Origin of the sequence: Pseudomonas sp. zfem004 (assembly GCF_032621715.1) — a bacterium.
In the GTDB taxonomy this organism is placed as follows: Bacteria; Pseudomonadota; Gammaproteobacteria; order Pseudomonadales; family Pseudomonadaceae; genus Aquipseudomonas; species Aquipseudomonas sichuanensis.
This window is the reverse complement of record NZ_JAVYJF010000014.1, coordinates 105960-128624: the sequence shown is the minus strand read 5'-3', so window position 1 is coordinate 128624 and position 22665 is coordinate 105960. Positions and strand designations below refer to the sequence as shown.

Genomic DNA, 22665 nt, shown 5'->3' with positions numbered 1-22665 from the left:
GACATGGAAGCTTAACTTTCCCAAGTCGATGGCGACGATGGCGACATTGTTCATGGCGTTGCACTCCGAATAGGCACCCTGTGAAAGCTTAGGGGCTGACACAGGGTGAGGCGGGGGTAGCCATTTCATTATTTGTTTCGGGCCAATGAGTCCTGTGAAAGTACCGCTACCCGCCTTGGTGCATGTCTTGAGTCGTGTGGGGCGGCGGCAATGCCCACACTGAAACCGCGTCGTACCAACAAGGCGGACAGTGATGAGGCAGCAGGAGTAACTGGCCCGAAACAGATGTGGGAGCTGGCTTGCCAGCGATGCGCCGCGCGGGCGGCGCTCGATCTCATAGGCGCTGCAAACCGTGAACGGTTCACCCCGCCAGCAGTGCAGATATTCGGGACAGACCTATGCTTACCGTTATCACCTGTTACAAAAACAGGAGGTAAGCACCATGAGTATCAAGTCCAGGCGTTGCGCGCTGGTCTTTGCCCTGGCCGCCGTCGTCGGGCTGTACGGCTCGGCCTGCTGGCGGGTCGAGCTGCTGCGCAGCCAACCCAACACCGCAGCCAGTTGCGCGCAGGAACACTGCGTGCCCCACACCGCAACTCTGAGCGCCGTCAGATAAAGCGACGGCGCCGCACGCCGGTCACTCCTCGACGCTCATGTATTCCTTGGCCCAACGGATATAGTCCTCCGGCTGGGTGTAGGTGTGCGAGAGCTCGGTGGCGTTGAGGCTATCCGACTTGTGCTGCTGGCCACGCTGCAGGCGCAGGCAGTCGTAGGTGGCCTTGATCGCGGCGAAGTAGGCGGCGTGGCCGTCGACCACGATGCGCACGCCCAGGCGCGCCAGGCGCTCGTCGTCACGCAGGTTCGGGTTGCCGTAGGTGACCAGCATCAGCGGCACGTTCAGGTGCTCGGCGATCTGCTCCAGTTGCTCGAAGTCCTTCACCCCCACCATGCAGATGCCATCGGCACCGGCCTTCTGGTAGCTCTGGGTGCGCACGATGATTTCTTCGGTGCTCAGCACCCCGGCGTTGGTCCGGGCGATGATCGCCATGGCCGAATCGACGCGGGCTTCCAGTGCGGCGCGGATCTTGCCGACGCCCTCTTCCACCGGGATCAGGTCAGTGGACTTGCGGCCGAACTGAGCCGGCAGCAGGGTGTCCTCGATGGTCAGGGCGGCGACCCCGGCACGCTCCAGTTCGATCACCGTGCGCATGACGTTGAGGGCGTTGCCGTAGCCATGGTCGGCATCGGCAAGCACTGGCAGCTGGGCAACGCGGCCGATGCGGGTGGCCTGCTCGACGAACTCGCTGAGGGTGATCAGGGCAAAGTCCGGCGCGGCCAGTACCTGCAACGAGGCGACCGAGCCTCCGAGAATGCCGACTTCAAAGCCAAGGTCGGCGGCGATGCGCGCAGACATGGGGTCGAAGACCGAAGCGGTGTGATAGCACGAACCTGAAGCGAGCAGTTCGCGGAAGGCAAAACGCAGATCGTGGTGGGAAGCCTTGGACATGATGACTCCGCTTGTAATAAGAAATGTTGAGCGGCTGACAACCGACCCCTGTATCGGGTCTACCTGACTGATCCAACCGTCGCCATCGGAGGCGGTCATGCTTGTCATGCAGGCAGAGGAATAAAAGGTGTGGAAATACAGCAACGCGAAACCCTGTGGCAAAACGCTGCACCATGCTGGTGCAAGCCCCGGATTTCAGCCTCTGCGACCGTTGTACGATATCACGCAGCCATGCAGCACTGGATGAATGCGCCAATGCCGATCTTGCATAGGGGATGCACAGAGTACATAGGAAGCTACTCAACTCAGGTTACAATCAGGCCACTCCGAATGAGCTGATCACAACCAGGTAGCTTCCGTGACCGCCGCCCTGCCCCCTACCGTTCTGCGCAGCGTACTGACCGCCCTGATGCTGGCGATCTTCCTCGGCGCCCTCGACCAGACCATCGTCGCCGTGTCGCTGCCGGCGATCTCCGCCCAGTTCAACGATGTCGGCCTGCTGGCCTGGGTCATCTCCGGCTATATGGTAGCCATGACCATCGCCGTGCCGATCTACGGCAAGCTCGGCGACCTGTATGGCCGGCGGCGCATGATCCTCACCGGCACCGCGCTGTTCACCCTCGCCTCGATTGCCTGCGGCCTGGCCCAGGACATGCCGCAACTGGTGCTGGCGCGGGTGCTGCAAGGCATCGGCGCAGGCGGCATGGTGTCGGTAAGCCAGGCGATCATCGGCGACTTCGTGCCGCCACGCGAACGTGGCCGCTACCAAGGCTATTTCAGCAGCATGTACGCCCTGGCCAGTGTCGCCGGGCCGGTGCTGGGCGGCTGGCTGACCGAGTACCTGTCGTGGCGCTGGGTGTTCTGGATCAACCTGCCGCTGGGGTTGGTGGCGCTGTGGGCGATCCACCGTGCCCTCGACGGGTTGTCGGTGAAACGCCGCGAGGTACAGGTGGACTACCTGGGCGCGGTGTTGATGATCATTGGCCTGGGCAGCCTGCTGCTGGGCATCACCCTGGTGGGCCAGGGGCATGCCTGGCAGTCGACACCGGTACTGGTACTGCTGGGCTGCGCGCTGCTCGGGCTGCTGGTGTTCGTGGCCCACGAGCGACGTTGCCGTGAGCCACTGCTGCCGATGAGCCTGTTCGGCAACCGGGTCGCGGTGCTGTGCTGGTGCGTGATCTTCTTCGCCAGCTTCCAGTCGATATCGCTGACCATGCTCATGCCCCTGCGTTACCAGGGCATCACCGGGGCCGGCGCCGACAGCGCCGCGCTGCACCTGCTGCCGCTGGCCATGGGGCTGCCGCTCGGCGCGTTCACCGGTGGGCGCATGACCAGCCGCACCGGGCGTTTCAAGCCACAGATCCTGACCGGCGCGCTGCTGATGCCGGTTGCCATCGCTGCCATGGCCCTGACACCACCGCAATCGGGTTGGCTCAGCGCACTGTTCATGCTGCTGACCGGCGTCGCCTGCGGGTTGCAGTTCCCTACCTCGCTGGTGGGTACCCAGAGTGCAGTGGAGGCGAAGGACATCGGCGTGGCCACCAGCACCACCAACCTGTTCCGTTCGCTGGGTGGGGCGATGGGGGTGGCGTGCATGTCCAGCCTGCTGCTGGCGTTGTTGCAACAGGGTGGTTTCGAGCTGCTGGGCAATCCTCTGCTGGGCAGCCTCAAGGCAGGTGAGGCGGATCCAGAGACCCAGGCGCGGTTGCTGGAAACGTTCCGGCATCTGCTGCTGGCCAGTGCAGGGGCTTCGTTGCTTGGGTTGCTGGCTGCGCTGGCGTTGCCGGATCGGCAGTTGCGCGGGCGGTGATCGTGGGAGCGGGCTTGCCCCGCGATTGCATTGGCAACTTCAAGTTCGCGATCGCGGGGCAAGCCAGCTCCCACGATTCGCATACCCCGAGGTGATGAGCATTAATCCCCCCTTAACCCGCCAAGAGAGACACTCCCTCACAATCCTTCACAAAGTGTCATTTGCGCAGGCTTGGGCTCAAGCGCAGCATATCCAGCCCGGTGTCCACCCACTTTTCGGCATCGCGCAGCAGGTCGAAACTGTCCGGCAGCAGCAACCAGCGCCCGATCAGGCCATCAACGTAGGCAAATAGCGCCACGGCAGCACGCTCGCAATCGAGGTCGGCAGGCAATTGCCCACGCCGCACGGCATTGGTCAGGGTCAGGGCGATGCCCACATGGCAGTCGATTACCGCGTTCTGGCGTTGCTGGCGAATCTCACACATGTCGTCGGTGAACTCGCACTTGTGGTGCAGGATTTCATTGATACGCCGGGTTCGGGCATCCAGCACCAGCTGGTTGAACACTTGCAGTAACAATTTGCGCATGCAACCCAGCGGGTCGAGTTCATCCTCGCTCTCACTGGCCCGGGCCAGGTGGTCGTGGGTTTCGTGCAGGCAGTCGAGCAGCGCCTGGACCAGGTCGGCCTTGTTGCTGAAATGCCAGTAGATCGCGCCACGGGTCACCCCCGCGAGCTCAGCGATGTCGGCCAGTGTGGTTCGCGCAACCCCGCGCTTGTAGAAGGCCTTTTCCGCCGCCTCGATGATCTGGGCGCGGGTTTCCTGGGCTTCTTCTTTGGTTCGACGGACCATGGCAGCACAACCTCTTCAGGCCCCGCACGCACTTCTGGCGGGCGGGAATCAGGCCGGGGTCGCCTCTTCAAGGGCCGTTCCCGGGGGTAATTGAGCGGTTCGCGGTGGGGGCTACGCAATCCACCGGCGGTATTTACAAACAAGCATGAATGTAAGTATATTCGGTAGCAAGCTATTAATCCACCGGATAGCGTTTTTCTGACAAGACACTTCCACTATTCTTGAGCTCCCTTGCTCCAGCGACCCGAGGATCCTCATGCAATTCAAGCCAGCCGTAACCGCCCTGGTTTCCGCCGTGGCCCTGGCAACCCTGCTCAGTGGCTGTAAGAAAGAAGAAGCCGCGCCTGCGCCGCAGGCTCCTCTGGTCGGCGTCGTCACCGTTCAACCCCAGTCCTTCACCCTGACCTCGGAACTGCCGGGGCGCACCACGGCCTACCGCATCGCCGAAGTCCGCCCGCAGGTCAATGGCATCATCCTCAAGCGCCTGTTCAAGGAAGGCAGCGACGTCAAGGAAGGGCAGCAGCTCTATCAGATCGACCCCGCCGTCTACGAAGCCAACCTGGCCAACGCCCAGGCCAACCTGCAGGCTACCCGCTCGCTGGCCGAACGCTACAAGCAACTGATCGACGAGCAGGCCGTCTCCAAGCAGGAATACGACGACGCCAATGCCAAACGATTGCAGGCAGAGGCCGCACTCAAGAGCGCCCAGATCGACCTGCGCTACACCAAGGTGCTGGCACCGATCAGCGGTCGCGTCGGCCGCTCCTCGGTCACCGAAGGCGCGCTGGTGAGCAATGGCCAGACCAACGCCATGGCCACCATCCAGCAACTCGACCCGGTCTACGTCGACGTCACCCAGTCCACCGCCGAGCTGCTCAAGCTGCGCCGTGACCTGGAAAGCGGCCAGTTGCAGAAGGCCGGTGACAACGCCGCGCAAGTGCAGCTGGTGCTCGAAGACGGTAGCCTGTTCAAGCAGCAGGGCCGCCTGGAGTTCTCGGAAGTTGCCGTCGACGAAACCACCGGTTCCGTGACCCTGCGCGCGATCTTCCCCAACCCCGACCACACCCTGCTGCCAGGCATGTTCGTGCACGCCCGCCTCAAGGCCGGGGTCAATGCCAACGCCATCCTGGCCCCGCAACAGGGCGTGACCCGCGACCTCAAGGGCGCGCCAACCGCACTGGTGGTCAACCAGGAAAACAAGGTCGAACTGCGCCAGCTCAAGGCCAGCCGTACCCTGGGCAGCGACTGGCTGATCGAGGAAGGCCTGAACCCGGGTGACCGCCTGATTACCGAAGGCCTGCAATACGTACGCCCAGGCGTCGAGGTCAAGGTCAGCGAAGCCACCAACGTCAAGAAGCCGGCCGGCCCCGATCAGGCCAACGCGGCGAAAGCAGACGCCAAAGCGGAGTAAACCATGTCGAAGTTCTTTATCGATCGCCCGATCTTCGCCTGGGTGATCGCCCTGGTGATCATGCTGGTCGGCGCCTTGTCGATCCTGAAGCTGCCGATCAACCAGTACCCGAGCATCGCGCCGCCGGCCATCGCCATCGCCGTGACCTACCCGGGCGCCTCGGCGCAGACGGTGCAGGACACCGTGGTGCAGGTGATCGAGCAGCAGCTCAACGGTATCGACAACCTGCGTTATGTGTCGTCGGAAAGTAACTCCGACGGCAGCATGACCATTACTGCCACCTTCGAGCAGGGCACCAACGCCGACACCGCGCAGGTGCAGGTGCAGAACAAGCTCAACCTGGCCACCCCGCTGCTGCCGCAGGAAGTGCAGCAGCAAGGTATCCGCGTCACCAAGGCTGTGAAGAACTTCCTGCTGGTGATCGGCCTGGTGTCCGAAGACGGCGGCATGACCAAGGACGACCTGGCCAACTACATCGTCTCCAACATGCAGGACCCGATCTCGCGGACCGCAGGCGTGGGTGACTTCCAGGTGTTCGGTGCCCAGTACGCCATGCGTATCTGGCTCGATCCGGCCAAGCTCAACAAGTTCCAGCTGACCCCGGTCGACGTGCGCACCGCGGTTGCCGCGCAGAACGTGCAGGTGTCGTCCGGTCAGCTCGGCGGCCTGCCGGCCCTGCCGGGTACCCAGCTCAACGCCACCATCATCGGCAAGACCCGCCTGCAGACCGCCGAGCAGTTCGAAAAGATCCTGCTCAAGGTCAACAGCGACGGCTCCCAGGTACGTCTGGGCGACGTCGCGCAAGTCGGTCTGGGCGGCGAGAACTACGCCGTCAGCGCCCAGTTCAACGGCAAGCCCGCCTCCGGCCTTGCCGTGAAGCTGGCCACCGGCGCCAACGCCCTGGATACCGCCAAGGCGCTGCGCAAGACCATCAGCGACCTGGAACCCTTCTTCCCGCCTGGGGTGAAGGCCGTGTTCCCGTATGACACCACCCCGGTGGTCACCGAATCGATCAGCGGGGTTATCCACACCCTGATCGAAGCCGTGGTCCTGGTGTTCCTGGTGATGTACCTGTTCCTGCAGAACTTCCGCGCCACCATCATCACCACCATGACCGTGCCCGTGGTGTTGCTGGGTACCTTCGGCATCCTTGCGGCGGCCGGTTTCAGCATCAACACCCTGACCATGTTCGCCATGGTGCTGGCCATCGGCTTGCTGGTGGACGATGCCATCGTCGTGGTGGAAAACGTCGAACGGGTCATGTCCGAAGAGGGCTTGCCGCCCAAGGAGGCGACCAAACGCTCGATGGAGCAGATCCAGGGCGCGCTGGTGGGTATTGCCCTGGTGCTGTCGGCGGTACTGCTGCCCATGGCCTTCTTCGGCGGCTCCACCGGTGTGATCTACCGTCAGTTCTCGATCACCATCGTCTCGGCCATGGGCCTGTCGGTACTGGTCGCACTGATCTTCACCCCGGCCCTGTGCGCCACCATGCTCAAGCCGCTGAAGAAGGGCGAGCACCATGTGGCCAAGCGCGGCTTCTTCGGCTGGTTCAACCGCAACTTCGACCGCAGCGTGGTCGGCTACGAGCGCAGCGTCGGTACCATCCTGCGCAACAAGGTGCCGTTCCTGCTGGCCTACGCGCTGATCGTGGTCGGCATGATCTGGCTGTTCGCCCGTATCCCCACCGCGTTCCTGCCCGAGGAAGACCAGGGCGTGCTGTTCGCCCAGGTGCAGACCCCGGCCGGCTCCAGTGCCGAGCGCACCCAGGTGGTGGTCGACCAGATGCGCGAATACCTGCTCAAGGAAGAAGCCGACACCGTGGCTTCGGTGTTCACCGTGAACGGTTTCAACTTCGCCGGCCGCGGCCAGAGCTCGGGCATGGCGTTCATCATGCTCAAGCCGTGGGATGAACGTTCGGCCGAGAACAGCGTGTTCAAGCTGTCGCAACGCGCCCAGCAGCACTTCTTCAGTTTCCGTGACGCGATGGTGTTCGCCTTCGCCCCGCCTGCGGTGCTGGAGCTGGGTAACGCCACCGGCTTCGACGTGTTCCTGCAGGACCGCGCCGGTGTCGGCCACGTCAAGCTGATGGAAGCGCGCAACCAGTTCCTGGCCAAGGCCGCGCAGAGCAAGATTCTCAGCGCTGTGCGCCCGAACGGCCTGAACGACGAACCGCAGTACCAGCTGACCATCGATGACGAACGTGCCAGCGCCCTGGGCGTGACCATCGCCGACATCAACAGCACCCTGTCGATCGCCCTCGGCGGCAACTACGTCAACGACTTCATCGACCGTGGCCGGGTCAAGAAGGTCTACATCCAGGGCGCGCCCAACGCGCGGATGAGCCCGGAAGACCTGCAGAAATGGTACGTGCGCAATGGCGCCGGCGAGATGGTGCCGTTCTCCTCGTTCGCCAAGGGCGAGTGGACCTACGGCTCGCCGAAACTGTCGCGCTACAACGGTGTTGAAGCGGTCGAGATCCTCGGTGCCCCGGCCCCAGGCTACTCCACCGGTGAAGCCATGGCCGAAGTCGAGCGCATCGCCGGCGAACTGCCAGCCGGTATCGGCTACTCCTGGACCGGCATGTCCTACGAGGAAAAACTCTCCGGCTCGCAAATGCCGGCGCTGTTCGCCCTCTCGGTCCTGTTCGTGTTCCTCTGCCTGGCAGCGCTGTACGAAAGCTGGTCGATCCCGATCGCCGTGGTACTGGTCGTGCCCCTGGGCATCATCGGTGCGCTGATCGCCACCAGCATGCGCGGGCTGTCCAACGACGTGTACTTCCTGGTCGGCCTGTTGACCACCATTGGCCTGGCGGCGAAGAACGCGATCCTGATCGTCGAATTCGCCAAGGAACTGCACGAACAGGGCCGCAGCCTGTACGACGCCGCCATCGAGGCGTGCCGCATGCGTCTGCGCCCTATCATCATGACCTCCCTGGCGTTCATCCTCGGCGTGGTACCGTTGACCATCGCCAGTGGCGCCGGCGCCGGTAGCCAGCACGCCATCGGTACCGGTGTGATCGGCGGCATGATCAGTGCGACCGTGTTGGCCATCTTCTGGGTACCGCTGTTCTTCGTAGCAGTGTCGTCGCTGTTCGGCAGCAAAGAGCCGAAAACCGACGCCACCCCTGAAACTCCACGTTATGAGGCTGGGCAATGACCAAGTCTTTTCTGTCCCTGGCGGTAACCGCTTTCATTCTCGGCGGCTGCTCGCTGATCCCTGACTACCAGACCCCGGAATCGCCGGTGGCTGCGCAGTGGCCGCAAGGCCCTGCGTACTCGCCGACCGAGTCGGCCAACGTGGCCGCAGCCGAACAGGGCTGGCGCCAGTTCTTCCACGACCCGGCGCTGCAGCAGCTGATCCAGACCTCGCTGGAAAACAACCGCGACCTGCGCGTGGCGGCGTTGAACATCGACGCCTACCGCGCCCAGTACCGCATCCAGCGGGCCGACCTGTACCCGGCGATTTCGGCCACCGGCAGCGGCAGCCGCCAGCGCGTGCCGGCGAACATGTCGCAGTCCGGTGAGGCCGGCATCACCAGCCAGTACTCGGCCACCCTCGGCGTCAGCGCCTACGAGCTGGACCTGTTCGGCCGGGTGCGCAGCCTGACCGAGCAGGCCCTGGAAACCTACCTGTCCAGCGAGCAGGCGCGCCGTTCCACGCAGATCGCCCTGGTGGCCAGCGTGGCCAACGCCTACTACACCTGGCAGGCCGACCAGGCGCTGTTCAAGCTGACCGAAGAAACGCTGAAAACCTACGAGGAAAGCTACAACCTCACCCGCCGCAGCAATGAAGTGGGCGTGGCTTCGGCCCTCGACGTCAGCCAGGCGCGCACCGCCGTGGAAGGCGCGCGGGTCAAGTACTCGCAGTACCAGCGCCTGGTCGCCCAGGACGCCAACAGCCTGGCCGTACTGATCGGCACCGGCATCCCGGCCAACCTGGCCAAGCCGCTGGAGCTCAATGCCGACCAGCTGGCCGAAGTGCCGGCCGGCCTGCCGTCCGATATTCTTCAGCGCCGCCCGGACATCCAGGAAGCCGAGCACCTGCTCAAGGCCGCCAACGCCAACATCGGCGCCGCCCGCGCCGCGTTCTTCCCGAGCATCAGCCTGACGGCCAACGCCGGCAGCCTGAGCCCCGACATGGGCCACCTGTTCTCGGGCGGCCAGGGCACCTGGCTGTTCCAGCCGCAGATCAACCTGCCGATCTTCAACGCCGGCAGCCTGAAGGCCAGCCTGGACTACTCGAAGATCCAGAAGGACATCAACGTCGCCAAGTACGAAAAGACCATCCAGACCGCCTTCCAGGAAGTCTCCGATGGCCTGGCGGCGCGCAAGACCTTCGAAGAGCAGCTGCAGGCGCAACGCGACCTGGTGGCCGCCAACCAGGATTACTACCGCCTGGCCGAGCGCCGCTACCGTATCGGGATCGACAGCAACCTGACCTTCCTCGATGCCCAGCGCAACCTGTTCAGCGCCCAGCAGTCGCTGATCGGCGATCGCCTGTCGCAGCTGGTCAGCGAGGTCAACCTGTACAAGGCCCTCGGTGGTGGTTGGTACGAGCAGACCAACCAGCAAGCGTCGGTAGAGTCGCCAAAAGGCTGATTACACCGGCAACAACAAAAAGCCCACCCTCGCGGTGGGCTTTTTGTTGCCTGAACCGGCCAATCGCGGGGCAACCAACATTGCGTTCGATAATCGCCCCGTTCCGCTTGCGGCGAATTGCCTCGCCCCCACGCTCCCCCGCACCATCGCCCACGCAACGTTGCACAAGTTCTCACAAAGACGCCCGTCCCCTGCGGCCCGCACCCGCAGCGCCCCGGCTCGCCCAATAAAAACAAGAGATCCACGACAGATGAGCACTTTGCACCCCGCACGCCAGCTGCTGCCCGGCCTGTTGGCCATGTCCTGCGCCCTGCCCGCCCTGGCCGCCGAAAGCGGCTTTTTCGAGGACGCCAAGGCCAGCCTCAACCTGCGCAACTTCTACATCAACCGCAACTTCGTCGACCCGGCCAACCCCCAGGGCAAGGCCGAGGAATGGACCCAGAGCTTCATCCTCGACGCCCGCTCCGGCTTTACCCAGGGCACCGTCGGTTTCGGCCTGGATGTGCTGGGCCTGTATTCGCTGAAGCTCGACGGCGGCAAAGGCACCGCCGGCACCCACCTGCTGCCGGTGCACGACGATGGCCGCCCGGCCGATGACTTCGGGCGCCTGGGCGTGGCGTTCAAGGCGCGCCTGTCGCAGACCGAACTGAAGGTCGGCGAATGGATGCCGGTGCTGCCGATCCTGCGCTCCGACGATGGCCGCTCGCTGCCACAGACCTTCCGAGGCGGCCAGCTCACCTCCAAAGAGATCGACGGCCTCACCTTGTATGGCGGCCAGTTCCGCGGCAACAGCCCGCGCAACGACGCGAGCATGGAAGACATGTTCATGCAGGGCCGCGCCGCCGCTACCTCCGACCGCTTCAACTTCGCTGGCGGTGAATACACCTTCAACGACAAGCGCACGATGATCGGGCTGTGGGATGCGCAGCTCAAAGACATCTACCGCCAGCAGTACCTCAATCTTGTGCACAGCCAGCCATTGGGTGACTGGACCCTGGGCGCCAACCTCGGTTACTTCATCGGCAAGGAAGATGGCAGCGAACGCGCCGGCGAACTGGACAACCGCACCGCGTCGGCCCTGCTCTCGGCACGCTACAAGGGGCATACCTTCTACGTTGGCCTGCAGAAGGTCAGCGGCGACGACGCCTGGATGCGGGTCAACGGCACCAGCGGCGGCACCTTGGCCAACGACAGCTACAACTCAAGCTTCGACAACGCCAAGGAACGCTCCTGGCAGGTGCGTCACGACTTCAATTTCGTCAGCGTCGGTATTCCTGGGCTGACCTTGATGAACCGCTATATCAAGGGTGACAACGTGCACACCAGCGCGGTGAACGACGGCAAGGAATGGGCGCGGGAGACCGAGCTGGCCTATGTGGTGCAGTCCGGTGCACTCAAGGATCTGTCGGTGAAATGGCGCAACTCCACCATGCGCCGGGACTACAGCACCAATGCATTCGATGAGAACCGGTTGATCGTGAGCTATCCGTTGAATCTGCTCTAGCAGGTCTGGCCTCTTCGCGGGTAAACCCGCTCCCACAGGATTCCTACCTAACCTGTGGGAGCGGGTTTACCCGCGAAGAGGCCAGCAATGACAACAAAGAACAAAAGTGCATATACAAATCAAATAACGTTCTTTGACGTTATATGTAACAAAAGCTAAAACCGAGCCCTGCCCCCCGCACCAGAGCCCGAGCATGGACCTCCGCCAACTGCGCTATTTCATCGCCCTCACCGAATACCGCAGTTTCGTCCGCGCCGCAGAAGCCATGGGCATCACCCAACCGGCATTCAGCCGGGCCATCCAGAACCTCGAACAAACCCTCGGCTGCACCCTGGTCGACCGTGGCAACAAAGCCCTGCCTCCCACCCCCGAAGGCCAGGTGGTGCTGCAACACGCCCGACGCCTGGTGCAAGGCGCCGCCCAGCTGAACAACGAGGTGTTGCAGATGACCAAGCTCGACGCCGGTGAACTGCACTTCGGCAGTGGCCCGGCCCTGGCGGTACGCCTGGTACCCGAGGCCTTGCAGCAGTTCATCGAGCGCCACCCCGGCATCCGTACCCAACTGCTGGTGGACAACGCCGAGCGCCTGGGCCAGGCCCTGCGTCGCGAGCAGATCGAATTCTTCGTCGACGACATCCGCCCGTTCGAGGCCGACCCGAACTTTCACACCGAACCGCTCAACCCACGCCCCGGCCTGTTCTTCTGCCGCCCCGGGCACCCGCTGCTGGCCAAGGACAGCCTGTCGACCAACGACCTGTTCGCCTACCCCCTTGCCTGCGCCCTGCTCGCCCCCGGGGTACGCAAGCGCCTGGCCAACCTCAGCGGGCGCAACGACTTCACCCCGCACCTGCAAACCGAGCACCTGGCGGTGCTGCGCAGCGTGGTGCTGGCCAGCGACGCGGTCGGCAGCGCCAGCGAAGAAGCGGTGGCCGAGGACCTGGCCGCCGGCACCCTGGTGCGCCTGCACTGGCGCAACCTGCCGCCGGGGCTGGAGGTGCTGAGCGTGCGTTGCGGGGTGGTCAGCCGCAGCGGTTATCGCCTGTCGCCGGCGGCGCGGGCGATGATCGAGACCCTGGTCAGCCTGGATGCTGAGCCATTGCCCGCAGCCGCGGCGCATCGACAATCTCCACCTCGCCATAGCCCAGGCGTACCACGCCGGACTGTTCGAGGTTCCTGAGAATCTGGTTGATGGTCTGGCGCGACAGCGACAGCATCAGCGCCAGCTGCTCCTGGGACAGTTGCAGGCGCCACTGGGCGATATCGCGCTCGCCATAGCCCTCGGCGATCTGCAACAGGCGGTGGGCTACCCGGGGCGCTGCGGCCAGCAGGCTCTGCTGCTCCAGGGCGACGAATACCCAGCGCAGCTTGTGGCTCATCAGCAACGCCAGCTCGCGCCAGTGCTGCGGTTCGCGCGCCAGCCAGTCGAGCAAAGGCACCTGGGGGATCCACAGCAAACGCGTGGTGCCTTCGGCAAAGGCGTCATGGGTACGCGGCTGGCCATCGAACAGGCTGATCTCGCCGAACCAGTACGGCGCCTCGACCAAGGTCAACAGCGCCTCCTTGCCCTCGCTGCTGACCGCGCCGACCCGCATCGCCCCGTCCAGCACCGCATACAGCCCACACGGCGCATCGCCACGCTGGAACAGGCATTGCCCCGGCGCCAGCTCGCGGATTCGGGCCAGGGCCAGCAGGCTATCCTGAACGTTACACGGCAACTGCCGAAACCACTGGCCGTGCAGCAACTGGGTACGCGGATCGTGCATGGCACCTCGCAAAGCGGACTCTGTCGGCCAGGCGACAGACGACGACGGATGGACGGGGCAAGCTGCGCCTACCCCTGATGGAGGAACAACAATGAAAAACCTCGTCGAACACCTGAGTCAATACGCGGCCTATCACCGCGACCCACGCAATATCGGCACCCACTTCGTCGGTATCCCGCTGATCGTGCTGGCGGTGAGCATTCTGCTGTCGCGGCCCGGTTGGGACGTGGCGGGTTTCTGGCTGTCACCGGCATTGCTGCTGGCCACCTGGTCGGTGTGGTTCTACCTGCGCCTGGACCTGCGTTTCGGCCTGGTGATGGGGCTGTTGCTGGGGTTGTGCCTGTGGGCCGGCCAGGCCTTGGCCGTGCAGCCCACCGGGTTGTGGCTGAGCGCCGGGCTGGGGGCTTTTGTGGTGGGCTGGATCATCCAGTTTGTCGGGCATGCCTACGAAGGGCGCAAGCCGGCGTTTGTCGATGATGTCAGCGGGCTGATCATCGGGCCGTTGTTCGTGGTGGCAGAGCTGGCGTTCATGACCGGGCTGTGTGGCGATCTGAAGAAGGCCGTGGAGGCCAATGCCGGGCCGGTGGCGATCCGCCAGAAGAAAGCAGCCGTCTAGCAAATCGCGGGGCAAGCCCGCTCCCACGAGATCTAGAGCGCCGAATCTCGTGGGAGCGGGCTTGCCCCGCGATGGCGTTATTGGCGCGACTCAACCCCCAACTCATCCCACACCGACTCCGCCAGGTGGAAAGTGGCATTGGCCGCCGGAATGCCGCAGTAGATCGCACTCTGCATGAGCACTTCCTTGATCTCTTCACGGGTCACGCCGTTGTTGGCCGCCGCGCGCAGGTGCAGCTTGAGTTCATCGTTGCGGTTCATGCCGATCAGCATGGCGATGGTGATCAGGCTGCGGGTATGCCGTGGCAGCCCCGGGCGGGTCCAGATATCACCCCAGGCATGGCGGGTGATCATTTCCTGGAACTCGCCGTTGAAGTCGTTGAGCTTCTCCAGGCTGCGGTCGACATGGGCATCGCCCAGCACCGCCCGGCGCACTTGCATGCCGGCGTCGTAGCGTTGTTTCTCATCCATGGCGTATGTCCTCAGCGGGCCAGCAAAAAATCGAGCACGCGGTCACTGAACGGCGCACCGACCTCGACGTTGGACAGGTGCGCCGCCGGGAACTCGGCGTAATCGGCACCCAGGATACCCGCCTGCATGAAGCGGCCATGCTCCGGCGTGGTGACCACATCGGCGCTACCCGCGACGATCAGGGTCGGCACCTGAATGCGCTCGAGCTGGTCACGGAAATCGGCATCGCGCACAGCGGCGCAGTTGCCGGCGTAACCGGCAGGCGAGGTGTGCGCCAGCATCTCGGTGATGCGTTGGGCAATCGCCGGCTCGGCCGCGGCGAACGCCGGGGTGAACCAGCGCGCAATCGAGGCATCGCGCAGGTCACGCATGGCCTGCTGGCCGCCCTTGAGCACGGTGTCGATGCGGGTGTTCCACACCTCGTCATTGGCGATTTTCGCCGCCGTGTTGCACAGGGTCAGGCTGAGCAGGCGCGAGCCTGCGTTGATACCCAGCCACTGGCCGATCAAGCCGCCCATGGACAGGCCGACGAAATGGGCCTTGGGGACATCTAGCGCGTCGAGCAGCGCCAGCACATCGTTACCCAGTTGTTCGATGCTGTATGGCCCCTCGCTGACCACCGAGGCACCGTGGCCACGGGTGTCGTAACGCAGCACGCGAAAGTGTTCGCTCCATGCCGGGATCTGCGTGTCCCACATGCCAAGGTCGGTACCCAGCGAGTTGGACAACACCAGCACCGGGGCATGCGCCGGGCCGTCGAGTTGGTAATGCAGTACGCCATCGGCCAGTTGCACGTGCGCCACAGCGGTCTCCTTCAGGCAATGAATCGTTGATGTTCGGCCACGGCACGCGCCACCCAGACACGGGCCTGGCCGAGGTAATGGGCAGGGTCGAGCAGGCGGTCGAGTTCGTCGGCGGACAACTCGGCGCTGACCTGGGGTTCGTCACCCAGCACGGCACGCAGGTGGCGTTGCTCGGCCACTGCGCGTTGGCAGCAGGTTTCCAGCAGATGATGGGCGCGATCGCGGCCCAGGCGCTGAGCGAGGACGATGCTGACGGCTTCGGCCAGCACCAGCCCCTGGGTGAGGTCGAGGTTGCGGCGCATGCGTGGGGCGTCCACTTCCATGCCCTCGGCGATCACCTGGGCCTGGCGCAGTGCGCCGGATACCAGGCAGCAGATTTCCGGCAGGGTTTCCCATTCGGCGTGCCACAGGCCCAGGCTGCGTTCGTGCTCCTGGGGCATGGCGCTGAACAGCGTCGAGACCAGCCCCGGCACACGGGTGGCGGCGCCAATCAGTACCGCCGCCCCCACCGGGTTGCGCTTGTGCGGCATGGTCGAGGAGCCGCCCTTGCCCGGCGCTGAGGGTTCGAACAGCTCGCCCGCCTCGGTCTGCATCAGCAGGCTGACGTCGCGACCGAACTTGCCCAGGCTGCCGGCGATCAGGCCCAGCACCGAGGCAAACTCCACCAGGCGGTCGCGCTGGGTGTGCCAGGGCTGCTCGGGCAAGGTCAGCTGCAGCTGTTCGGCCAAGGCTTCGGCCACCGGCAACGCCTTGCTGCCCAATGCCGCTAGGCTGCCGGAGGCACCGCCGAACTGCAGCACCAGCAGGCGCGGGCGCAGCTCCTTCAAGCGCTGGCGATGACGGGTCAGGGCGCCGAGCACACCGGCCAGCTTCATCCCCAGGGTCACCGGCGTGGCGTGCTGCAACCAGGTGCGGCCCACCAGTGGCGTGTCGGCATGCTGCAGGGCCTGGCGGGCCAAGCTGTCGGCGAGGCTGCCGAGGTCGCATTCGATCAGCGTCAGCGCCGCACGCAGTTGCAGCACCAGGCCAGTGTCCATCGCGTCCTGGCTGGTGGCGCCCAGGTGCACATAGCGCTCGGCCTCGGGCACGCCACTGGCGATGACCTTGCCCAATGCCTTGACCAGCGGGATCGCCGAGTTACCGGCGGTGGCGATGGCCTCGGCCAATGCCCGCACGTCGTAGCGCTCGGCCTTGCAGGCGGCCTCGATCGCCGGCACCACGGCATGTGGCACCAGCCCGGCGGCGGCTTCGGCACGGGCCAGGGCCGCCTCGAAATCGAGCATGCCCTGCAGCCGGCCCCGGTCGGAGAACACCTCGCGCATGGCCGGGGCGGTGAAGTAGGCGTCGAACAGTTGGTTGCTCATGCAACGTCCTTAGTGATCATCGTGCAGGTACTGCGCCCGCTTGGGCAGGCGCAGGCTGAACAGGAAGGCCACCGCCATCATGGCGGTCACGTACCAGTAGAAGGTGTTCTCCATGCCCAGGGTCTTCAAGCCCAGGGCCACGTACTCGGCCGAACCGCCGAACACCGCGTTGGCGATCGCATAGGCCAGCCCTACCCCCAGCGCCCGCACCTGCGGCGGGAACATCTCGGCCTTCACCAGGCCGCTGATCGAGGTGTAGAAACTGACGATGCACAGTGCCAGGGTCACCAGCACGAAGGCCATGAACGGGCTGCTCACGGTCTTCAACGCCATCAGCAACGGCACGGTGAACAAGGTACCCAGGGCGCCGAACAGCAGCATCGAGTTACGCCGGCCGATGCGGTCGGAAAGCATGCCGAACACCGGCTGCAGGATCATGAACAGGAACAGTGCGCCGGTCATCACGAAACTGGCGCTCTTGGCGTTCATGCCGGCGGTGTTGACCAGGTACTTCTGCATGTAGGTGGTGAAGGTGTAGAAGATCAGCGAGCCGCCGGCGGTGTACCCCAGCACGGTGATGAAGGCGCCGGCATGGTTGCGCAGCAGGCCACTGATCGAGCCTGCGTCCTTGTTCTGGCGGGTCTCGGCGCTGCTGGTTTCTTCCAGGGAGCGGCGCAGCACCAGCGAGATCAGCGCGGCAACCGCACCGACCACGAACGGGATGCGCCAGCCGTAGGCGCGCAGCTCTTCTTCAGTCAGCAACTGCTGCAGGATTACCACTACCAGCACCGCCAGCAACTGGCCGCCGATCAGGGTGACGTACTGGAACGAGGCAAAGAAACCGCGTTGGCCGCGCAGCGCCACTTCGCTCATGTAGGTGGCCGTGGTGCCGTACTCGCCGCCCACCGACAGGCCCTGGATCAGCCGCGCCAACAGCAGCAACGCCGGCGCCCAGGCACCGATGCTGGCGTAGGTCGGCAGGCAGGCAATGATCAAGGAGCCGAAACACATCATCAGCACCGAGGTCATCAACGAATTCTTGCGCCCGTGACGGTCGGCCAGGCGGCCGAAGATCCAGCCGCCGATGGGCCGCATCAGGAAGCCCGCGGCGAACACGCCGGCGGTGTTGAGCAACTGCACCGTGGGGTCGTCGGAGGGGAAGAAGGCCGGGGCAAAATAGATGGCGCAAAAGGCGTAGACATAGAAGTCGAACCATTCCACCAGGTTGCCCGACGAGGCACCGACGATGGCGAAGATGCGTTTGCTGCGTTCTTCGCCGGTGTAATAGGTTGAGGTCATGGTGCGTTTACTCCTGGAGGGTCACAGGTAATTCTAGACATACCTGGTTACACACTCGTTCCACCTCGGCCCAATCGCGGGGCAAGCCCGCTCCCACAGGTTATCCAGCGTGGGAGCGGGCTTGCCCCGCGATCAGGCCGGTACAGGTCAAACCCGCTCGATGGCCAACGCCAACCCCTGCCCAACCCCGACACACATGGTCGCCAGGCCTTTACGCCCGCCAGTCTTCTCCAACTGATGCAACGCCGTCAGCACCAGCCGCGCACCACTCATGCCCAGCGGGTGGCCGAGGGCGATGGCGCCGCCATTGGGGTTCACCTGCGGCGCATCATCCGCAACACCCAGTTCGCGCAGCACCGCCAGGCCCTGGCTGGCGAAGGCTTCGTTGAGCTCGATGACATCGAAGTCGGCCACGGCCACACCCAGGCGCTCGGTCAGTTTGCGTACCGCCGGCACCGGGCCGATGCCCATCACCCGTGGCGCCACACCGGCGCTGGCCATGCCCAGCACTCGGGCACGTGGGGTCAGGCCGTGTTTCTTCACGGCTTCGGCCGAGGCGAGGATCAGCGCCGCGGCACCGTCGTTGACGCCCGAGGCATTGCCGGCGGTGACGGTCTTGTCCGGGCCATTGACCGGCTTGAGACGGGTCAGCGCTTCGAGCGTGGTGTCCGGGCGCAGGTGCTCGTCCTGCTCGACCAGGGTCTCGCCTTTTTTATGGGCAATGCGCACCGGCACGATCTCTTCGGCGAAGAAACCGGCGGCCTGTGCAGCACCCGCCTTCTGCTGGCTGCGCAGGGCGAAGGCGTCCTGGTCGGCGCGCGACACCTGGTAATCGTCGGCAACGTTGTCGGCCGTCTCAGGCATCGCATCGACGCCGTACTGGGCTTTCATCAGCGGGTTGATGAAGCGCCAGCCAATGGTGGTGTCTTCCAGTTTCATGTTGCGCGAGTAACCGCTCTCGGCCTTGCCCATGACGAACGGCGCACGCGACATCGACTCGACGCCGCCGGCAATGGCCAGCTCCATCTCGCCGCTGGCGATGGCGCGGAAGGCGGTGCCGATGGCATCCATGCCAGAGGCGCACAGGCGATTGAGGGTCACGCCCGGCACGCTCTGCGGCAAGCCGGCCAGCAGCAGGGCCATGCGCGCGACGTTGCGGTTGTCCTCACCGGCCTGGTTGGCGCAGCCGAGGAACACTTCGTCGAGCTGGTCCCATTGCACGCTCGGGTTACGCTCGATCAGCGCCTTGAGCGGCACGGCTGCCAGGTCATCGGCGCGCACGCCGGCCAGGGCGCCGCCGAAGCGGCCGATGGGGGTGCGGATGGCGTCACAGATGAATACGTCACGCATCAGGCTTCTCCTGCCACTTGCCCATGGGCGGCGGCGGTGCGGGCTTCGAGGTCACGCAGCGCGGTCAGCTCGACCTCGCTCGGCGCCGCAGTTTCCTGGGCGTTGTCGGCAAAGCGGATCGCCCAGCCGGTGGCGTTGATGATCTGCTCGCGGGTCACGCCCGGGTGGATCGAGGTCACCACGAACTCGTGGGTGCCGGCTTCCGGCTCCATGATGCACAGGTCGGTGATGATGCCGACCGGCCCTTCGCCAGGCAGGCCCAGGCGCTTGCGCGAGTCGCCGCCTTCGCCGTGGCCGACCGAGGTGATGAAGTCGAGCTTGTCGACGAACGCCCGCGGCGACTGCTTGAGGATGATCAGCACCTGCTTGGCGGACCCGGCGATCTCCGGCGCACCGCCGGCACCCGGCAGGCGGGTTTTCGGCGCGTGGTAGTCACCGACCACGGTGGTGTTGATGTTGCCGAAACGGTCGACCTGGGCGGCGCCGAGGAAGCCCACGTCGATGCGCCCGCCCTGCAGCCAGTAACGGAAGATTTCGCCGGTCGGCACCACGGTGTCGGCGGTTTCCGCCAGTTCACCGTCACCGATCGACAGCGGCAGCACGCTGGGCTTGGCACCGATCGGGCCGGACTCGTAGATCAGCACCACGTCCGGCGACGAGGTCAGGCGCGCCAGGTTGGCGGCCTTGGACGGCAGGCCGATGCCGACGAAGCAGACAGCACCGTTGCGCAGGCGACGGGCGGCGGCGACGGTCATCATTTCTGAAGTGGAGTAGCTCATTGCGCGGCCTCCGCGGTGCTGGCCAGCTTGGCCTGGAATTCGGTGAAGTCGGTGGTGCCACGGATGTAAGTGTCGATCCAGGCGCTGAAGGTTTCGCGGTTGCGGGCAATCGGGTCCCAGGCCTGGTAGAAGCGGTTGTCGCGCTCGTAGTAACCGTGGGCATAGGACGGGTGGGCGCCGCCCGGTACCAGGCACACCGCGCTCAAGGCCCAGGTCGGCAGCACGCAGGCGTTCATCGGTGCGTTGAGGTCGTCGACGATCTCTTCGACGGTGACGATGCTACGCTTGGCCGCCAGGGCCGCTTCCTTCTGCACGCCAAGGATGCCCCACAGCAGCACATTGCCCTTGCGGTCGGCCTTTTGCGCGTGGATCACGGTGACGTCCGGACGTACCGACGGCACGGCGGCGAGCACTTCGCCGGTGAACGGGCAGATGACACTCTTGATCAACGGGTTGACCTTGGGCAGGTCAGAGCCGGCGTAGGCGCGCAGCACCGCGAACGGCAGGCCGGAGGCACCGGCGACATAGGCGTTGGCCAGGTCGGCGTGGCTGTGCTCTTCGATTTCAATGGCGTGCGGCCACTGCTTTTCCACCGCGTCGCGCAGGCGGTGCAGCGAACCCACCCCTGGGTTGCCGCCCCAGGAGAAGATCAGCTTGCGCGCGCAGCCGGCGCCGATCAGCTGGTCGTAGATCAGGTCCGGGGTCATGCGCACCAGGGTCAGGTCGCGCTTGCCTTGGCGGATGATCTCGTGACCGGCGGCGGTCGGGATCAGGTGGGTGAAGCCTTCGAGGGCGACGCTGTCGCCATCCTGGATGAACTGCTTCACGGCATCGTGAAGCGAGAGGATTGCTGCCATTGGAGACTCCTGGTCAGGACGAGCCGGGTCGGTGAGCAGCGGGCCCATGCGTCGCTGCGATGGGCCCAGATTAAGGAGACTGGCGGGGCGGTTACAATCCGATAATCGCACTTTTGTGCGATTATCGAACCATTTGTTATCCTGCTACTCATCTATGCCAGGCCTACCCTCCCCTTGTGGGAGCCGGCTTGCCGGCGATTGGGCCTGACAGGGGAATACCGATTGAAGGCCTGACGCTATCGCCGGCAAGCCGGCTCCCACAGGTGCACTCAGGTGGCGTCGGCGTGGCTTACCAGCCCCTTGACCACCACCCCCACGGTCGCCAACGCCGCCGGCACCAGCAGTGCGGTAAGCACCTGCTCGAAGTTCCAGCCCAGCCCCAGCAAGGTCGCCCCGCTCCAGGCGCCGAGGATCGCGCCGAAACGGCCGATGCCGAGCATCCACGATACGCCGGTGGCACGCCCTTGGGTGGGGTAGAAGCGCGCCGCCAGCGACGGCATGGCCGACTGCGCACCGTTGACGCACATGCCCGCCACCAGCACCAGGGTCGCCAACAGGGTGATGTTGCCCAGGCTCTGCCCCACCGCGTAGGCGAACACCCCGGCCAGCAGATAGAAGATGCCGATCACCTTGTGCGGGTTGAAACGGTCCATGGCCCAGCCTACGCCCACCGCGCTGAGCACGCCGCCGAACTGGAACAGCGCGCCGATGAACGCGGCCTGCTCCATGCTCGCGCCGCTGTCGCGCATCAGCGTGGGCAGCCAGCTGGTGAGCAGGTAAACGATCACCAGGCCCATGAAATAGGTCAGCCACAGCAGCACCGTGCCCAGGCCGTAAGTGCCGGAGAAGATCACCGCGAACACATTGCGTGCTGCCACCGCCTTCTGCTCCGGCACACTGAAGCTCGCTGCCTGGGCAACCACCTGGGGTGCGATCGGCGCCAGGGTCTTGCGCACTTTGTCGGTACCACGGTTGCGCACTACCAGGAACCGCGCCGACTCCGGCAGCCAGACCAACAGCACCACGGCCAGCAACAGCGGCAGCACGCCACCGATCACCAGCAGGCTGTGCCAGCCGTAGGCCGGGATCAGCTTGGCGGAGATGAAGCCACCGCCGGCCATGCCCAGGTTGAAGCCGCAGAACATGCTGGTCACCAACAACGACTTGAGGCGCTCGGGGGTGTACTCGGAGAGCAGCGTAGTGGCGTTGGGCATGCCCGCGCCCAGGCCCAGGCCGGTGAGGAAACGCAGCACCAGCAACTGGTCGACATTGCTTGCGTAGGCAGAGGCCAGGCTGAAGCCGCCGAATACCAGCACCGCGCCTACCAGCACGCCCTTGCGCCCGAAACGGTCGGCCAGCGGCCCGGAGCCCAGCGCACCGAACACCATGCCGATCAGCGCGGCACTCATGACCGGGCCGAGGCTTGCGCGGTCGATCCCCCACTCCTGGGACAGCGCCGGGGCAATGAAGCCCATCGCGGCAGTGTCCAGGCCGTCGAGGAAGACAATCAAGAAGCACAGAATCACCACGCGCCATTGATACCGGGACAGTGGCTGGTCGTTGATGAACGACTGAACGTCGAGGCAGTTGCCGAGGGTTGATTGCGGTTTGTTCATTGTTATTATCCGGAAGATAGGCGCAGGCAGGCTACTGCGTACAGCAAAGCGCAGGAACGATAAGTTTCGCAGGGAAACAGCGGACGGGGTTCAGCCGGAGTTGAGCGGTAGCGTGCGCGGGTGCGGCC

The 22665-nt window shown here is 64.8% G+C and carries 19 protein-coding genes; 8 read left to right on the top strand and 11 right to left on the bottom strand.

Annotated features, from left to right (window positions below):
* The first annotated feature begins 442 nt into the window (after positions 1 to 442).
* Positions 443 to 616, top strand: coding sequence for a hypothetical protein (locus RTH46_RS16650; protein ID WP_189654521.1), 174 nt, complete (start codon positions 443 to 445; stop codon positions 614 to 616).
* 21 nt (positions 617 to 637) lie between these two features.
* On the opposite strand, the gene RTH46_RS16645 is transcribed toward RTH46_RS16650, so the two are convergent.
* A complete protein-coding gene (locus tag RTH46_RS16645) occupies positions 638 to 1507 on the bottom strand; it encodes an oxaloacetate decarboxylase (RefSeq protein ID WP_153787888.1) in 870 nt (289 codons plus the stop codon).
* A gap of 358 nt (positions 1508 to 1865) precedes the next feature.
* Between RTH46_RS16645 and RTH46_RS16640 the strand changes: the two genes are divergently transcribed.
* On the top strand, positions 1866 to 3317 hold the full coding sequence (locus tag RTH46_RS16640) for an MDR family MFS transporter (RefSeq protein WP_153787887.1): 1452 nt from the start codon (positions 1866 to 1868) through the stop codon (positions 3315 to 3317).
* Positions 3318 to 3474: 157 nt separating this feature from the next.
* Here the strand turns inward: RTH46_RS16640 and RTH46_RS16635 are convergent, their stop codons facing one another.
* Positions 3475 to 4107 (bottom strand): TetR family transcriptional regulator, encoded by a 633-nt coding sequence (locus tag RTH46_RS16635; RefSeq protein ID WP_153787886.1) that lies wholly within the window; start codon positions 4105 to 4107, stop codon positions 3475 to 3477.
* A gap of 256 nt (positions 4108 to 4363) precedes the next feature.
* Between RTH46_RS16635 and ttgA the strand changes: the two genes are divergently transcribed.
* The 5 genes from ttgA to RTH46_RS16610 all read left to right on the top strand — a co-directional run bounded on the left by ttgA (position 4364) and on the right by RTH46_RS16610 (position 12797).
* The gene (ttgA, locus tag RTH46_RS16630; RefSeq protein ID WP_110993741.1) at positions 4364 to 5518 is read left to right on the top strand and encodes a toluene efflux RND transporter periplasmic adaptor subunit TtgA; all 1155 of its coding nucleotides are present in this window, start codon (positions 4364 to 4366) and stop codon (positions 5516 to 5518) included.
* 3 nt (positions 5519 to 5521) lie between these two features.
* Positions 5522 to 8674 carry a multidrug efflux RND transporter permease subunit TtgB gene (ttgB, locus tag RTH46_RS16625; RefSeq protein WP_153787885.1) on the top strand — a complete coding sequence of 1051 codons (3153 nt, stop codon included), beginning with the start codon at positions 5522 to 5524 and terminating at the stop codon, positions 8672 to 8674.
* Entirely contained in the window at positions 8671 to 10116 is a 1446-nt protein-coding gene (locus RTH46_RS16620; protein ID WP_153787884.1) for an AdeC/AdeK/OprM family multidrug efflux complex outer membrane factor, read from the top strand. The genes ttgB and RTH46_RS16620 overlap by 4 nt, the downstream gene beginning before the upstream one ends.
* A 250-nt stretch (positions 10117 to 10366) precedes the next feature.
* Positions 10367 to 11620 (top strand): OprD family porin, encoded by a 1254-nt coding sequence (locus tag RTH46_RS16615; protein WP_316906140.1) that lies wholly within the window; start codon positions 10367 to 10369, stop codon positions 11618 to 11620.
* Positions 11621 to 11813: 193 nt separating this feature from the next.
* On the top strand, positions 11814 to 12797 hold the full coding sequence (locus RTH46_RS16610; RefSeq protein WP_316906138.1) for a LysR family transcriptional regulator: 984 nt from the start codon (positions 11814 to 11816) through the stop codon (positions 12795 to 12797).
* Here RTH46_RS16610 and RTH46_RS16605 read toward each other — a convergent pair.
* Entirely contained in the window at positions 12697 to 13383 is a 687-nt protein-coding gene (locus tag RTH46_RS16605) for a Crp/Fnr family transcriptional regulator (protein WP_316906136.1), read from the bottom strand. The two genes, RTH46_RS16610 and RTH46_RS16605, sit on opposite strands and share 101 nt — an antisense overlap.
* A gap of 91 nt (positions 13384 to 13474) precedes the next feature.
* On the opposite strand from RTH46_RS16605, the gene RTH46_RS16600 reads away from it, so the two are divergent.
* Positions 13475 to 13999 (top strand): DUF962 domain-containing protein, encoded by a 525-nt coding sequence (locus RTH46_RS16600; protein WP_316906135.1) that lies wholly within the window; start codon positions 13475 to 13477, stop codon positions 13997 to 13999.
* A gap of 77 nt (positions 14000 to 14076) precedes the next feature.
* Here the strand turns inward: RTH46_RS16600 and pcaC are convergent, their stop codons facing one another.
* The 8 genes from pcaC to RTH46_RS16560 all read right to left on the bottom strand — a co-directional run bounded on the left by pcaC (position 14077) and on the right by RTH46_RS16560 (position 22537).
* Entirely contained in the window at positions 14077 to 14469 is a 393-nt protein-coding gene (pcaC, locus tag RTH46_RS16595) for a 4-carboxymuconolactone decarboxylase (RefSeq protein WP_153787879.1), read from the bottom strand.
* Between the two features lie 11 nt (positions 14470 to 14480).
* Positions 14481 to 15272, bottom strand: a complete 792-nt coding sequence (gene pcaD, locus RTH46_RS16590; protein ID WP_153787878.1) for a 3-oxoadipate enol-lactonase — start codon at positions 15270 to 15272, stop codon at positions 14481 to 14483.
* An 11-nt stretch (positions 15273 to 15283) separates the two neighbouring features.
* Complete coding sequence (locus RTH46_RS16585; protein ID WP_316906134.1) at positions 15284 to 16636, bottom strand: 3-carboxy-cis,cis-muconate cycloisomerase; 1353 nt, start codon at positions 16634 to 16636, stop codon at positions 15284 to 15286.
* 9 nt (positions 16637 to 16645) lie between these two features.
* A complete protein-coding gene (locus RTH46_RS16580; RefSeq protein WP_153787876.1) occupies positions 16646 to 17935 on the bottom strand; it encodes an MFS family transporter in 1290 nt (429 codons plus the stop codon).
* 147 nt (positions 17936 to 18082) lie between these two features.
* Positions 18083 to 19288, bottom strand: a complete 1206-nt coding sequence (gene pcaF, locus RTH46_RS16575) for a 3-oxoadipyl-CoA thiolase (RefSeq protein ID WP_178125849.1) — start codon at positions 19286 to 19288, stop codon at positions 18083 to 18085.
* Complete coding sequence (locus RTH46_RS16570) at positions 19285 to 20064, bottom strand: CoA-transferase subunit beta (protein WP_110993730.1); 780 nt, start codon at positions 20062 to 20064, stop codon at positions 19285 to 19287. The genes pcaF and RTH46_RS16570 overlap by 4 nt, the downstream gene beginning before the upstream one ends.
* Positions 20061 to 20921 (bottom strand): CoA transferase subunit A, encoded by an 861-nt coding sequence (locus RTH46_RS16565; protein WP_316906133.1) that lies wholly within the window; start codon positions 20919 to 20921, stop codon positions 20061 to 20063. Before RTH46_RS16565 ends, RTH46_RS16570 begins: the two co-directional genes overlap by 4 nt.
* Before the next feature lie 269 nt (positions 20922 to 21190).
* Complete coding sequence (locus tag RTH46_RS16560) at positions 21191 to 22537, bottom strand: MFS transporter (protein ID WP_316906132.1); 1347 nt, start codon at positions 22535 to 22537, stop codon at positions 21191 to 21193.
* Positions 22538 to 22665: the final 128 nt, after the last annotated feature.

Coding starts and splice junctions, on each gene's coding strand:
- RTH46_RS16615 (WP_316906140.1), top strand. CDS start 10,367: ATGAGCACTTTGCACCCCGCACGCCAGCTGCTGCCCGGCCTGTTGGCC.
- RTH46_RS16560 (WP_316906132.1), bottom strand. CDS start 22,537: ATGAACAAACCGCAATCAACCCTCGGCAACTGCCTCGACGTTCAGTCG.
- RTH46_RS16580 (WP_153787876.1), bottom strand. CDS start 17,935: ATGACCTCAACCTATTACACCGGCGAAGAACGCAGCAAACGCATCTTC.
- RTH46_RS16605 (WP_316906136.1), bottom strand. CDS start 13,383: ATGCACGATCCGCGTACCCAGTTGCTGCACGGCCAGTGGTTTCGGCAG.
- RTH46_RS16635 (WP_153787886.1), bottom strand. CDS start 4,107: ATGGTCCGTCGAACCAAAGAAGAAGCCCAGGAAACCCGCGCCCAGATC.
- pcaC (WP_153787879.1), bottom strand. CDS start 14,469: ATGGATGAGAAACAACGCTACGACGCCGGCATGCAAGTGCGCCGGGCG.
- RTH46_RS16565 (WP_316906133.1), bottom strand. CDS start 20,921: ATGGCAGCAATCCTCTCGCTTCACGATGCCGTGAAGCAGTTCATCCAG.
- RTH46_RS16585 (WP_316906134.1), bottom strand. CDS start 16,636: ATGAGCAACCAACTGTTCGACGCCTACTTCACCGCCCCGGCCATGCGC.
- RTH46_RS16570 (WP_110993730.1), bottom strand. CDS start 20,064: ATGAGCTACTCCACTTCAGAAATGATGACCGTCGCCGCCGCCCGTCGC.
- RTH46_RS16645 (WP_153787888.1), bottom strand. CDS start 1,507: ATGTCCAAGGCTTCCCACCACGATCTGCGTTTTGCCTTCCGCGAACTG.
- RTH46_RS16620 (WP_153787884.1), top strand. CDS start 8,671: ATGACCAAGTCTTTTCTGTCCCTGGCGGTAACCGCTTTCATTCTCGGC.
- RTH46_RS16610 (WP_316906138.1), top strand. CDS start 11,814: ATGGACCTCCGCCAACTGCGCTATTTCATCGCCCTCACCGAATACCGC.
- ttgA (WP_110993741.1), top strand. CDS start 4,364: ATGCAATTCAAGCCAGCCGTAACCGCCCTGGTTTCCGCCGTGGCCCTG.
- RTH46_RS16600 (WP_316906135.1), top strand. CDS start 13,475: ATGAAAAACCTCGTCGAACACCTGAGTCAATACGCGGCCTATCACCGC.
- ttgB (WP_153787885.1), top strand. CDS start 5,522: ATGTCGAAGTTCTTTATCGATCGCCCGATCTTCGCCTGGGTGATCGCC.
- RTH46_RS16650 (WP_189654521.1), top strand. CDS start 443: ATGAGTATCAAGTCCAGGCGTTGCGCGCTGGTCTTTGCCCTGGCCGCC.